13 protein-coding genes are annotated in these 12,584 nt (G+C 54.9%); 8 read left to right on the top strand and 5 right to left on the bottom strand.

Annotated elements, in window-relative coordinates; translation table 11 throughout:
- The 3 genes from ftsP to parC form a co-directional block, all read right to left on the bottom strand.
- A partial coding sequence (ftsP, locus tag RT340_RS17520; protein WP_313377373.1) for a cell division protein FtsP occupies window positions 1–1,214 on the bottom strand: 1,214 nt, incomplete at its 3' end.
- 109 nt (window positions 1,215–1,323) lie between these two features.
- Window positions 1,324–2,061, bottom strand: coding sequence for a 1-acylglycerol-3-phosphate O-acyltransferase (locus RT340_RS17515; protein ID WP_058961927.1), 738 nt, complete (start codon window positions 2,059–2,061; stop codon window positions 1,324–1,326).
- 38 nt (window positions 2,062–2,099) lie between these two features.
- The gene (parC, locus tag RT340_RS17510; RefSeq protein ID WP_313377372.1) at window positions 2,100–4,373 is read right to left on the bottom strand and encodes a DNA topoisomerase IV subunit A; all 2,274 of its coding nucleotides are present in this window, start codon (window positions 4,371–4,373) and stop codon (window positions 2,100–2,102) included.
- 411 nt (window positions 4,374–4,784) lie between these two features.
- On the opposite strand from parC, the gene RT340_RS17505 reads away from it, so the two are divergent.
- The 6 genes from RT340_RS17505 (at window position 4,785) to RT340_RS17480 (ending at window position 10,267) form a co-directional block, all read left to right on the top strand.
- Window positions 4,785–6,347, top strand: coding sequence for a BglG family transcription antiterminator (locus RT340_RS17505; protein WP_313377371.1), 1,563 nt, complete (start codon window positions 4,785–4,787; stop codon window positions 6,345–6,347).
- Between the two features lie 18 nt (window positions 6,348–6,365).
- On the top strand, window positions 6,366–6,836 hold the full coding sequence (locus RT340_RS17500; protein ID WP_034828413.1) for a PTS sugar transporter subunit IIA: 471 nt from the start codon (window positions 6,366–6,368) through the stop codon (window positions 6,834–6,836).
- A gap of 24 nt (window positions 6,837–6,860) precedes the next feature.
- Window positions 6,861–7,175 (top strand): PTS fructose transporter subunit IIB, encoded by a 315-nt coding sequence (locus tag RT340_RS17495; protein ID WP_034828411.1) that lies wholly within the window; start codon window positions 6,861–6,863, stop codon window positions 7,173–7,175.
- A gap of 11 nt (window positions 7,176–7,186) precedes the next feature.
- The gene (locus RT340_RS17490) at window positions 7,187–8,278 is read left to right on the top strand and encodes a PTS fructose transporter subunit IIC (protein ID WP_034828408.1); all 1,092 of its coding nucleotides are present in this window, start codon (window positions 7,187–7,189) and stop codon (window positions 8,276–8,278) included.
- A 9-nt stretch (window positions 8,279–8,287) separates the two neighbouring features.
- A complete protein-coding gene (locus RT340_RS17485) occupies window positions 8,288–9,139 on the top strand; it encodes a class II fructose-bisphosphate aldolase (RefSeq protein WP_313377370.1) in 852 nt (283 codons plus the stop codon).
- Window positions 9,140–9,403: 264 nt separating this feature from the next.
- The gene (locus RT340_RS17480; RefSeq protein WP_034828403.1) at window positions 9,404–10,267 is read left to right on the top strand and encodes a ketose-bisphosphate aldolase; all 864 of its coding nucleotides are present in this window, start codon (window positions 9,404–9,406) and stop codon (window positions 10,265–10,267) included.
- 85 nt (window positions 10,268–10,352) lie between these two features.
- Here RT340_RS17480 and RT340_RS17475 read toward each other — a convergent pair whose 3' ends face one another.
- Window positions 10,353–11,117, bottom strand: coding sequence for a transporter substrate-binding domain-containing protein (locus tag RT340_RS17475; protein ID WP_045831819.1), 765 nt, complete (start codon window positions 11,115–11,117; stop codon window positions 10,353–10,355).
- Between the two features lie 163 nt (window positions 11,118–11,280).
- On the opposite strand from RT340_RS17475, the gene RT340_RS17470 reads away from it, so the two are divergent.
- Entirely contained in the window at window positions 11,281–11,862 is a 582-nt protein-coding gene (locus tag RT340_RS17470; RefSeq protein ID WP_313377369.1) for an NAD(P)H-dependent oxidoreductase, read from the top strand.
- Window positions 11,863–11,893: 31 nt separating this feature from the next.
- Window positions 11,894–12,202 (top strand): putative quinol monooxygenase, encoded by a 309-nt coding sequence (locus RT340_RS17465; protein WP_058961933.1) that lies wholly within the window; start codon window positions 11,894–11,896, stop codon window positions 12,200–12,202.
- A 32-nt stretch (window positions 12,203–12,234) separates the two neighbouring features.
- Here the strand turns inward: RT340_RS17465 and RT340_RS17460 are convergent.
- On the bottom strand, window positions 12,235–12,584 hold a 350-nt coding region (locus tag RT340_RS17460; RefSeq protein WP_313377368.1), incomplete at its 5' end, for a LysR substrate-binding domain-containing protein.

Below are 12,584 nucleotides of genomic sequence, written 5' to 3'. Positions count from 1 at the left end.
CCCTGAATATGCAGCGATTGCGGGCGATCGGCATGGATAATCCAGCGTTCAAAGGTGCCCTGTTGCACCGTGGTGTCGATGCGGCTCATGTCCCACAGTGCGCCATTGATGCCCGGCACACTGTCGCCAATGCGGAATTCGCGCGTGCGCACCGCCACGCCATCCAGAATCTGATCCGCTAATAAACGCATCGGCAGATTGTCGGTAACCAGCGGCAGTAAGCCGGTTGGCCGCAGGCTCAGAACCAGCGTGTTGGCGAGGATGGAGGAAGGTTCAAACAGACCACGCAGGCGATCCATCAGGCCCGCCGCAGTCCCTGCCGTAATCGAGACTTCATCGCCCTGCGACATATCCACCAGCACTTCACGGCGTTCACCGGGTGCCAGCGACAGCGTTTGCACCGCAACGGGCGCAGGCAGGAAGCCTTGATCGCTGGCAATCACGGTAAACGGACGATTATCCGAGAAGCTCAAATCAAAGCGACGCGCGTTCGAAGCATTCAACAGGCGCAGACGCACCCAACCACGCGACACCTCGACATACGGATTCTGCACGCCGTTGACCAGCAACGTATCCCCGAGGAAACCGCCGTCTGATGGTGGGTTATAAACCGGCGTGGCAAAGTTATCGAGACGCTTGTCCTGGATAATCAGCGGGAAGTCATCAACGCCATAGTGTTTGGGCAGCGGCAGCGCTTTGCTGACGTCATCTTCAATCAGCCACATGCCCGCCAGACCGTTGTAGACGTGTGGCGCCATACGATTTGGCGTATTGGCGTGATACCACAAGGTCGATGCGCCCTGACGTACCGGCAATACCGGCGCCCAGTCAACGCCGGCTGACATCATGCGCGGTGCACCGCCCATTAAGGCACCCGGCACCTGCAATCCACTTACCGTCATCGCCACCGGTTCGTTGAGACGGTTGCTGTAAATCAACTTCACGTCATCGCCGCTGTAGACGCGCACCGTGGGACCGAGGTACATGCCATTAATACCCCAGACCGGCACTTTATTGTTATTACCGCTAAATGACCAATGGCTGCGTTGCAGCGTCAAAAAGAGCGGTTGGCCACGGCGAGACTCAAGCAGTGGCGGAACAGGAAGCGGCACATCGCCCATCGGAGCCGCAGCGTAGGCGGCATAAGGCATGCTACTGGTCGCCAGCGCAACACCGGCGGAAAGCTGAATAAACTGACGTCTGCTGCAAGACATAAAACTTCAGACCTTTTGAGCGGGGCGTGAAGACGCCGTGTCCATGTTGTTCTTGTTAGTGAGTTTTTGCTGTGATGAGCACGGGGCAGCGTTTCTACCCCGTGGATGGCTAGAGTTTACCGTTTTTTTCGCGTTCGGCGACTTCGGCGTTCAATTCTTCCAGCTTAGCAGACATTAATTCGCGGCAGTGGGTGGCTAATTTGCGCACCGAGGTGGTTTCAAACTGTTTGGTATCCACTGGCGGCAGCATTTCAACAATCACCAGGCCGTTGTTCCAGCGATTAAGTTTCACTTTGCCGTGGGTATTCGACACCACCACAGGAATGATCGGCACACCTGCTGCCACTGCAGCATGAAACGCACCGGTTTTAAACGGCAGTAAACCACGGCCACGGCTGCGGGTACCTTCCGGGAACATCCAGAATGAAATCTTCTTTTTATTAAACTGCTCGACCAGTTCACCGATGGTGCCATGCGCTTTTGCGCGGTTATCACGGTCAATCAGCAAATTACCGGTCAGCCAGTAGAGTTGACCAAAGAATGGGATCCACAGCAGGCTCTTTTTGCCGACGGTGACCGTGGTCGGCTGCACGATCTTCGCCGCCGTGATCATGTCGTAATTGTTCTGATGGTTGGCAATGTAAATCGCATTGCCATAGCTCTCCGCGTCGGCGGGTTTGCGCAGCTCGACTTTGACGCCAAACACCGTCGACAGGCGACCAAACATATGGCCGAACGTCGCCACATGGCGAGGATTGCGCGGTGAGAACAAACACCAGATACTGCCGAAGATGCACACCAAAATCGAATAAACGATAACAATAATCGTGCGTAAAATTAGTAACATAGCTTCCTCAAGTTGGGCAATCCATTGCCTGGTCAGTCTTATTCTTCGCTACTGGCGTCACTTTTCGGGCGCGCTGGCGCGTTCACTTCCACGCTATCAATGCGCTGCAGGCCACGCGACACGCTGCCACGACGACCGCGATCGGCACGCACTTTTTGCAGATCTTCATCGCGCAAAATCAGCTTACGCTTGCCGACATACAGGGTAATCGAACTGCCCGGCGGCAGAATCAGCAACCACTGCAGCTTATCCACGCCCGCAGCGGCATCCGCTGATGGAATAGAGATGATTTTATTACCTTTGCCTTTCGACATCTGTGGCAGATCGCCCACCGGGAACATCAACATACGTCCGGCCTGGGTAATCGCCAGCAGCATATCATCGCCCGAATGCACCGCCATTGGCGTCATCACTTTGGCATTGTCTGGCAACGTTAGCAGCGCTTTACCGGCGCGGTTGCGCGAAATCAAATCGGCAAAGGTACAGATAAAGCCATAACCCGCATCGGAGGCCATCAACAGTTTTTGGTCGTCCGCTTCCATCAGCACCTGTTCAAACGCGGCACCTGGCGGTGGCGTCAGTTTGCCGGTTAGCGGCTCGCCCTGCCCGCGTGCCGACGGCAACGAGGTCGGATCCAGCGTATAACTACGGCCGGTGGAGTCGATAAAGGCCACTGGCTGATTGCTCTTACCGCGTGCGGCGGCGAGGTAACTATCACCGGCTTTGTAACTGAGGCCGGTTGGATCGATATCGTGGCCTTTGGCGCTGCGCACCCAGCCCATCTGCGACAGCACAATCGTCACCGGCTCGGCACTCACCAGCTCGGTTTCGCTGAGCGCTTTAGCTTCTTCACGCTCATGCAGCGGCGAACGGCGATCGTCACCGTAGGTCTCGCTATCTGCCAGCAATTCTTTCTTCAGCAGGTTGCTCATCTTGCGTTCGGACGCCAGAATCGCCTGCAGTTGATCGCGCTCTTTCTCCAGCTCCGCCTGCTCACCACGAATCTTCATCTCTTCCAGTTTGGCGAGATGGCGCAGTTTCAGTTCCAGAATGGATTCGGCTTGCGTATCGCTGAGTTCAAAGCGCGACATCAGCACTTGCTTAGGCTCGTCCTCGGTACGGATGATGTGAATCACTTCATCAATGTTGAGGAACGCCACCAGCAAACCTTCGAGGTTATGCAGGCGGCGCAGTACGCGCTCTAAACGATAGTTCAGGCGGCGCGTCACGGTATCGCGACGGTACACCAGCCATTCAGACAGGATCTCCAGCAGGTTTTTCACCGCCGGACGGTTATCCAGACCAATCATATTCAGGTTAACGCGGTAGCTTTTTTCCAGATCGGTGGTGGCAAACAGATGATTCATCACCTGCTCCACATCCACACGATTCGAGCGTGGCACAATCACCAGACGCGTTGGGTTCTCGTGGTTGGATTCATCACGCAGATCTTCCACCATCGGCAGCTTTTTATTGCGCATCTGGTTAGCGATCTGCTCCAGCACGCGCGCACCGGAAACCTGGTGCGGCAGTGCAGTGATCACCACATCGCCATCTTCTTTCTTCCACACCGCGCGCTGACGGATCGAACCGCGCCCGCTTTGGTAGATTTTACGGATCTCGCTGCGCGGCGTGATGATCTCGCCTTCGGTCGGATAATCCGGACCCTGCACAATATCCAGCAACTCATCCAGCGTAGTGTTGGGTTTGTCGATCAGCTTCACCGCCGCTTCCGCCACTTCACGCAGGTTGTGCGGTGGGATATCGGTGGCCATGCCCACGGCGATACCGGTGGTGCCGTTCAGCAGGATATTCGGCAGACGTGCCGGCAACATCTTCGGCTCCTGCATGGTGCCGTCAAAGTTCGGGATGTAATCGACCGTACCTTGTCCCAACTCACCCAGCAAAATCTCGGCATATTTGGAGAGGCGTGACTCGGTGTAACGCATCGCGGCGAAGGATTTGGGATCGTCCGGCGCACCCCAGTTGCCCTGACCATCCACCAGCGGGTAGCGATAGGAGAACGGCTGTGCCATCAACACCATCGCTTCATAACAGGCGCTGTCGCCATGCGGATGGTATTTACCTAATACGTCACCGACGGTACGGGCAGATTTTTTGAATTTGGCGCTGGCATTGAGGCCCAGTTCCGACATCGCGTATACAATTCGGCGCTGCACCGGCTTGAGGCCATCGCCGATATACGGCAGTGCGCGGTCCATGATCACGTACATGGAGTAGTTCAGGTACGCGTTTTCCGTAAATTTGTGCAGGGCAAGACGCTCTGCACCATCCTGCGTCAATTCGCTCATTAAGCTCGCATCCTCACTTCGTGGCCCGCAACGGCGGGGCATCCGGCGCTCATTTGGCGAGGATAGTACCTTATTCGTGCGAGTTAGTCACAGGGAAGCCAATGACCGCAGGCAGAATCGTATGGCATTAAATAACGTGATATCGGTTGGAAAATGAAAAAGGAATGAGATCAATATCACAATCAATATTCCCATTAATATGTGAGCAGGATCGCAATTAATTATTAACAATTTCAGGTGTATTAAAGCTGTCCGTAATCATGGACAACATTTAGTATTGTTGCTTACACCGTCCTTTCCTAAATTTATACTCCATAAGACATCAATATTGCGCTCCTGATTTCTGGCATGAAGAAATAGATAACGAGGAAATAATCTTAAAAACGCTTTGCCAAAATAAAGGGTGACCGAATGCAAATACTGACTTCGCGACAACACCGTTTAGTCAAACTGCTGTTGCAACATGCTGCACCTCTGCCGATCAGAGAATTATCCCTACAGTTGGGCGTGTCAGAAAAGACGATTCGGCGCGACTTGCAGTGGCTGGAAAGCTGGCTTGGTAGCTGGTCACTGACGCTGGAGAAAACCCCAGGCCGCGGCGTGCGTTTGCGGGTTGATGATATCCAGCAGCGCCTGCAACTGGAGCAGCAACTCAACGGCGATGAAAGCAGTGCCGATGCGCTGGGGCAAAACAGCCGCCGAGTAAAAATTGCCTCGCAGTTGCTGAGTGACGCCCCGCGTGCGACCTCTATCAGTAAGCTGTCGGAACGCTATTTTATCAGCCACGCCTCGATTGTGAATGACCTGAAAGTGATTGAAGAGTGGCTACAGCCGTTGGGTTTGACGCTGCAACGTGGGCCAGGTGGCACCCATATCGAAGGTAACGAACAGGCGCTGCGTCAGGCAATGGTCTCCCTGATCAATGATGTGATGCAGCAAAACGTTGCCGGTACGCCGCTGTTGCCGCGTCTCGATCCCGGCAGCCAGCAGGCACTGGTGCATTATTTTGGCAATGAGGATGTGGCTTTTGTGCAGACGCTGCTGCAACAGATGGAGCAGCAACTCAGTTACCCGCTAGGCGATGCCTGGTATCTGAACCTCTGCACCCATATTCTGATCATGATGCATCGGATGGCGCAGGGGAATGCTCTGGCACTGGCCACTCTGGCCACAATGCAGGATCTCGATCAGCGCATTTTACTGATTGCCCAGCAAATGGTGACGCAGATTGAACAGCGGATGTGCTGTGCCCTGCCCGCCGATGAAGTGGGTTTTATTTATCAATATATCGTGTCATCCGGCATTGTGGTGGAAGAGCGCGGCGATAATGCGCCGATGCATAATCAATTCTGCACCGCAGAGTCCGTAAAAATAACCTGTGAATTAATTGATCGTTTCGCAGCCTTTATTCAGCAAGATTTAGCGCAGGACCGATTATTATTTGACGGCTTACTGGTGCATATAAAGCCACTCTTAAATCGACTCAAATATCATATTCATATTCGCAATCCGCTGCTGGAGGATATTCAGCAGGAAATGAAAGGCATATTTTCGTTAACGCACCAGGCGATGCAATTAACCGCTCGCACTTACGGGCTTTCGCCAGTGGCTGACGACGAAATCGGTTATCTCTGCGTGCATTTCCAGGCCGCGCTGGAGCGGCAAATTGCCCATAAACGCATTCTGGTGGTGTGTTCCAGCGGCGTGGGGACGTCGCATCTGCTGAAGAGCCGCATCCTGCGGGCGTTCCCTGACTGGGAAATTGCGGGTGTGGTCTCTGCCAGCAATCACGCCGCGTTTTGTCAGAACCAGACAGTGGATTTAGTGATCACCACTATCCATCTCAACGCCGGGCCAATCCCAGCAGTGTATGTGAGTGCATTTTTTAACGATGACGATATCCGGCGGGTCACTGACGCCATGATTGGCAGCCAGCTGCCGGACGGCGCGCACTGCGCGTTGGCTGAACATTAATTGAATGAGGTAAAACCCATGGACATTTCCCGCATTCTGACGCCACGCCGCGTTAACCTGGCGCTCACCGCCACCACCAAAGAAGAAGTGATTAACGAACTAACCGATCTGCTGTATCAGGACGGCGCCATCACCGATCGTGCAGCCTTTATTGAAGATGTCTGGCTGCGTGAAGCTGAGGGCTCAACCGGGTTCGAAAACCACGTTGCCATTCCGCACGGCAAGTCTTCCGCCGTCCAACACACCACATTAGCCATTGGTCGTACCCAACAGGATATCCCCTGGGAAACGCTCGATGGCAGCCAGGTGCGCTGCATCATCCTGTTCGCGGTGCGACTGGAAGATCAGAACACCACCCATATTCGCCTGTTGTCGCAGGTGGCCAGCGCGCTGGCCGATGATGAGGTGATAGCCCAACTGCTGGTGGAAAACGACCCCAGCAATATCATCCGGCTGTTTAGCCAGTACGCCGAAACCGACCTCTGTTAATCCCCTAACTCTTTGAGGTGACACATGAATATCGTCTGTGTAGCGGCCTGCACGGCAGGCATCGCGCATACCTATATTGCGCGTGAAAAACTGATCAAAGGCGCTCATGCACTGGGCCACACCATCCACGTTGAAACCCAGGGCACCATCGGCACTGAAACCGCGTTGACGCGTGAAGACATCGCTGCCGCTGACGTGGTGATCCTCGCCATTGATGTGAAGATCAACGGTGAAGAACGCTTTCAGGGCAAACCCATCGTACGAGTGAAAACCGAAGTGGTGATCAAGTCACCGGTGAAATTCCTCGAAAAAGTGGCGGATTCACTGGCGCGTGCCTGAGGAGATCCATCATGAACGACAACAAACGTCAGTACGGACAAGAGATCAAAGGCCATCTGCTCACCGGGATATCCTGGATGATCCCGCTGATCGTCGCCGCCGGGATCTGTATCGCGCTCGGCCAGGTGATTGGCGGGCCGGATGTCGGCAAGCAAACCGGCACTATCGCCTGGATGTTGAATCAGATCGGCGGTTGGGGCATGGGCTTGATCGTGCCGCTGATCAGCGCGGCCATCGCCTACTCCATCGCCGATCGTCCCGGCTTTGCGCCCGGTTTGATCGTCGGTTTTATCTGCGGGCAGATCGGCACCGGTTTTATCGGCGGTATGCTCGGCGGCTTCCTGGTGGGTTACACGGTATTGCTGTTGCGCCGCACCATTAAGCTGCCGCAGTCAATGCAGGGGTTGATGCCGATTATGGTGCTGCCGGTGTTGAGCACCATCATCGCCGGTCTGTTGATGATGACCTTTATTGGCCAGCCGATTGTCTGGCTGCAGAAGGCGCTGATTCATCTGCTGGAATCGATGCAGGGCGGATCGAAGTTTGTGCTGGGTGCGGTGCTGGGTGCGATGGCGACTTTTGACTTCGGCGGCCCCATCAACAAAACCATGTCGCTGTTCGCCGACGGCATGCTGGTCGACGGGATTTATGGCCCGGAAGCAGTGAAGTTTGTCGGCTCAATGATTCCGCCGTTTGGCATCACGCTGTCGTATCTGCTGACGCGCCATAAGTACACCAAAGCGGAGAAAGAGGCGCTGAAAGCCGCCTTCCCGATGGGTATCTGCATGATCACCGAAGGGGTGATTCCGATTGCGGCGCGTGACCTGCTGCGTGTGGTCGGCAGCTGCGTGGTGGCCTCTGCCATCGCCGGTGGGCTGATTATGGTATGGGGCGTGGAAGCACCGGTGCCGCACGGCGGCATGTTTGTGGTGCCGCTGTTCACCAAACCGCTGATGTTCTGTCTGGCGCTGGGCATCGGCACCGTGGTGTGTGGCGTGATGCTGTCGCTAATGAAGAAGCCAGTGACGCAGGCAGATGAAGAGTTCGATGACGTGGAAGCCCCTGGCGTCCGCGACGAAGAGATCAAATTCACACTGGAATAAGGAGCCACCATGTTTGCCATGATGAATGACCTGATTCAGGCCGCCGCTAAGCAGCAATATGCCGTGCTGGCGATAAACTGCTTCAACCTTGAAACCGCGCGGGCGGCGATTCAGGCCGCCGAACAGCAGCGTGCACCGCTGATATTGAATGTCTATCAGGGTCACAGCACACACTTCCCACCCGCCGTGGCGGTGCCGCTGGTGCAGGCGCTGGCGAAAGACGCCACGGTACCGATTGCGCTGGCGCTGGACCACGGCAAGGCCTTTCCGCTGATTGGTCAGGCGTTTCGCGCCGGCTTTACCGGCCTGATGATCGATGCCTCTGCCGATCCGCTGGCCGAAAATATTCGCCAGACCGCAGCGGTAGTGAAGATGGCGCACACCGCTGGCGTTTGCGTCGAAGGCGAGCTGGGGCATATCGCCGATGCGCCGACCTACGAGTTAGCCGATGCCTCCGTAAAGATGACGCAGGTTGCTGACGTGCTGCCGTTTATTGAGCAAACCGATATCGATTTGCTGGCGATTTCGGTGGGCACTGCGCACGGGCTCTATCCAGCGGGCGTGAAGCCGAAGATTGATTTCCAGCGCTTGCAGGAGCTGCATGCGGTCTCAACACGCCCATTGGCACTGCATGGTGGTTCGGGCACACCCGCCGAGGATATTCGCCGCGTTAGTCAGCATGGTGTGGCGAAGATTAACGTCGGTGCCGCAGTGTTTGATGCCGGTAAAAACGCGGTTGAGCAGGCGCTGAAACAGCATCCGCACGCGGAACTGGCCGATCTGCTTGGGCTGATGGAATCCGCCTGCCGTGAAGTGGTGATTGAGTATCTGAGCTGGTCGGGATCGGCTGGCAAAGCGTAGTGCTCGGGCGCGCTCACCCTAAATGGCACCCCTACGGGGGACCGTAGGGTACGCATTTAAGCGTAGCGCTGAAACGAACGCACGTGATTTGACGCATTTATACGCACTTGAAAAGCCGCTTCGGTCATCGGGATTTAAAGCAGCGGCAAGATACCGCGCGATAAGTCGTGCAGCAACAGGATGCAGAAGCATTTCCCTTTTTATCCATCATCGGGTCGGCGCACGCGTCGGCTCTGGTAAAACTCACGTTGAGGAAATATTAACATGTTGATTTCAATGAAAGAGATGTTGGCACCGACTCGTGAACACCGCTACGCCATCGGCGCATTTAACGTAGCAGACAGCTGCTTTATCCGTGCCGTGGTGGAGGAAGCCGAAGCCACTAACACCCCGGCGATCATCTCGATTCACCCGAGTGAGCTGGAGTTTGTGACCGATGAATTCTTTGGCTATGTGCGGGAACGCACGTTGAAGAGCAAAGTGCCCTTCACCATTCACCTCGACCACGGTGCATCGATTGCGCAGGTGCTGCGCGCCATCCAATGTGGATTTACGTCGGTGATGATCGATGGGTCACTGCTGCCGTACGAAGAGAACGTGGCGCTGACCAAAGAGGTGGTGAAGCTGGCGCATTCGGTGGGCGTGTCGGTGGAAGGTGAACTCGGCACCATTGGCGATACCGGCACCACCGTGGAAGGTGGCGTTAGCAAAGTGATCTATACCGAACCGGCGCAGGCAGAAGATTTTATCCAACGCACCGGCGTCGATACATTGGCAGTGGCAATTGGCACCGCACACGGTATCTATCCAAAAGATATGAAGCCGGAACTGCAGATGCATATTCTGAAGGATATTGCTCAACGCACCGATATTCCGCTGGTGCTGCACGGGGGGTCTGCTAACCCGGATGCGGAGATTGCTGAGGCGGTGACCCTCGGCGTGGGCAAAATCAATATTTCCAGCGATATGAAGTACGCCTACTTCGCCAAACTGCGCGAGATTCTGGCACGTGAAACCTGGTGGGATCCTAACGTGATTTATCCGGAAGCCATTACCGCCGCCAAAGCGGTGATTCGCTACAAGATGAATCTGTTTGGTGGATTGGGTAAAGCGAGTTTGTATCGCTGAGTGCTCGAATGGGGCCACGTTGCCCCTTTTGAGCCACGCAATAATCGCGCCGCTCCAGTAGCGGCGCGATGCATCAGGCATGAGTTTACTTAATCACACCCAGCCACTGCGAGGCGATCTGCGCATATTCGCCGGTGGCGGTGCTAAGATGCAGCCACTGATCGACGTACAGTTTCCAGCTCATATCATCACGCGGAATCATGTAGGCTTTTTCACCATACTGCATCGGCTTATCCGGATTGATGGCGCACAGCGTCGGGTAGTGCTTCATCTGGAACAATGCTTCGGACGCATCCGTAATCATCACATCGGCTTTCTTATCCACCAGCTGCTGGAAAATACCGACGTTATCGGCCAGTTGCAGCGTCGACTGCGGTAAGTGGCTGTGCACAAAGGCTTCATTAGTGCCGCCAGCCGGTTCAATCACCCGCACGCTCGGCTTGTTGATCTGCGCGACGGTTTGGTATTTGTCTTTATCATCACAGCGCACCAGCGGGATTTTGCCATCCACACCCAGTGGTTCGGCAAACCAGGCAATCTGCTGGCGTTTTAAGGTAACGGACACGCCACCCAGCGCGATATCACACTGCTTCGCCACGAAATCGTCACTCATGGTTTTCCAGGTGGTCGGCACCCACTGCACTTTGGCACCCAGACTTGCCGCCAGTGACTGCGCCATGCTGATATCCAGCCCTTCATACTGCCCATCGCTGCGCAGATAGCTGTAAGGCTTGTAGTCGCCCGTGGTACAGACTTTTAGGGTTTTACTGCTACGAATCTCGTCGAGGTGGGATTGCGCCGACGCAGCGCCACTCACCAGAAGTAATGCACTCAGTATCGCGGTTTTCATGGTTTCTTCTTTTTTATGTTGATGTTGGTTTGCGCGCGGATTGTTGCATAGCCCTGCGCATTGTTGCTTTATTAGCAAAAGTCTTGTGATCAATCACGCATTTTTTTGCTTCGCCTGCGCGCGTACAGTGTGCGCCATCAACGGGAAACGTAGCGAATCATCCATGAGCAATATTTTAATCATCGACGGCGGTAAAACTTTTGCCCACTCGAAAGGCGAACTGAATCACACCCTCACTGAGGTGGCAGCCAGCCAGTTGCGCGATCTGGGCCATAACGTGGTGGTCACCGTTGCCGACAGCGATTACAACGTGGCAGAAGAAGTGCAGAAATATCTCGACAGCGATGTGGTGATTTATCAGATGCCTGGCTGGTGGATGGGCGAGCCGTGGACAGTGAAAAAATACATTGATGACGTGTTCACCGAAGGCCACGGTTCACTGTATGCCAGTGATGGTCGTACGCGCAGCGATGCGGGCAAAAAGTACGGTTCAGGCGGTCTGATTCAGGGCAAAAAATACATGCTATCGCTGACGTGGAACGCACCGCTGGAAGCGTTCAATGATCCTGAGCAGTTCTTCGAAGGCGTGGGCGTGGACGGTCTCTATCTGCACTTCCACAAAGCCAACCAGTTCCTTGGCATGGAAGGTTTACCGACCTTTATCTGTAACGATGTGATCAAGATGCCGGACGTGCCACGCGATATCGAACGTTATCGGACTCATCTCAGCCAGATCTTTGCTTAACTGTAAGCACACCGGGAAAAGAGGAAGCGCTATGTTAACCGTCGTTGCAGAAATTTGCGTCAAGCCAGGCCGCCGTCATGTGGTGCTGGATGCCATCAATAAATTGATCCCCACCGTGCTGGAAGAAGAGGGTTGCCATCAGTATGACGCGCTGGTTGACCATCAGGCGCAGGTGCCGTGGAAGCAGAATTCCCCAGATTCCATTTTCATGCTGGAGCAGTGGGAATCGCTGCGCCATCTTGAGCAGCATCAGCAAATGCCGCATATGGATGCGCATCGCGCCACGATTAAAGACGATGTGGTGGATGTGAAGATCCTGGTATTAGAGCCGGTTCGTTAATCGTCTAAGCCTCTGCCTGTGCAGGGGCTTTTTTATAGCAGGCGATCTTGTTCTATCTTCTCGCGCAGAAAATCGAGAAAACAGGTAATGCGCGAGGTCAGAGATTGATTACGGTAATACACGGCGTGAATCGGCAGGCGCCATTCGCGCGTTTCCTGCTCCAGCACCTGCACTAAATCGCCCCGCTCGCGATCTTTACGGCTGACAAAATCAGACAGGCGCGCAATGCCCTGTCCTGCTAACGCCAGCTGACGCAACGTCTCGCCACTGGAAGCCGACAGCGTGGGCTTAATCTGCAAAAACTCACCCTCACTTTGCCAAACAGGCCAGACATTGTGTGCATCCAACTGACTGAAGCCGAGCAGCTGATGAGCTGCTAACG

The organism is Pantoea sp. CTOTU50773 (genome assembly GCF_032082325.1).
Taxonomy (GTDB): Bacteria; Pseudomonadota; Gammaproteobacteria; order Enterobacterales; family Enterobacteriaceae; genus Pantoea; species Pantoea communis.
This window is presented reverse-complemented; position numbering and strand designations above follow the sequence as displayed.

Excerpts from the sequence above, each read along its gene's own strand:
- RT340_RS17515 (WP_058961927.1), bottom strand. The coding sequence starts at position 2,061 with ATGTTACTAATTTTACGCACGATTATTGTTATCGTTTATTCGATTTTG.
- parC (WP_313377372.1), bottom strand. The coding sequence starts at position 4,373 with ATGAGCGAATTGACGCAGGATGGTGCAGAGCGTCTTGCCCTGCACAAA.
- RT340_RS17505 (WP_313377371.1), top strand. The coding sequence starts at position 4,785 with ATGCAAATACTGACTTCGCGACAACACCGTTTAGTCAAACTGCTGTTG.
- RT340_RS17500 (WP_034828413.1), top strand. The coding sequence starts at position 6,366 with ATGGACATTTCCCGCATTCTGACGCCACGCCGCGTTAACCTGGCGCTC.
- RT340_RS17495 (WP_034828411.1), top strand. The coding sequence starts at position 6,861 with ATGAATATCGTCTGTGTAGCGGCCTGCACGGCAGGCATCGCGCATACC.
- RT340_RS17490 (WP_034828408.1), top strand. The coding sequence starts at position 7,187 with ATGAACGACAACAAACGTCAGTACGGACAAGAGATCAAAGGCCATCTG.
- RT340_RS17485 (WP_313377370.1), top strand. The coding sequence starts at position 8,288 with ATGTTTGCCATGATGAATGACCTGATTCAGGCCGCCGCTAAGCAGCAA.
- RT340_RS17480 (WP_034828403.1), top strand. The coding sequence starts at position 9,404 with ATGTTGATTTCAATGAAAGAGATGTTGGCACCGACTCGTGAACACCGC.
- RT340_RS17475 (WP_045831819.1), bottom strand. The coding sequence starts at position 11,117 with ATGAAAACCGCGATACTGAGTGCATTACTTCTGGTGAGTGGCGCTGCG.
- RT340_RS17470 (WP_313377369.1), top strand. The coding sequence starts at position 11,281 with ATGAGCAATATTTTAATCATCGACGGCGGTAAAACTTTTGCCCACTCG.
- RT340_RS17465 (WP_058961933.1), top strand. The coding sequence starts at position 11,894 with ATGTTAACCGTCGTTGCAGAAATTTGCGTCAAGCCAGGCCGCCGTCAT.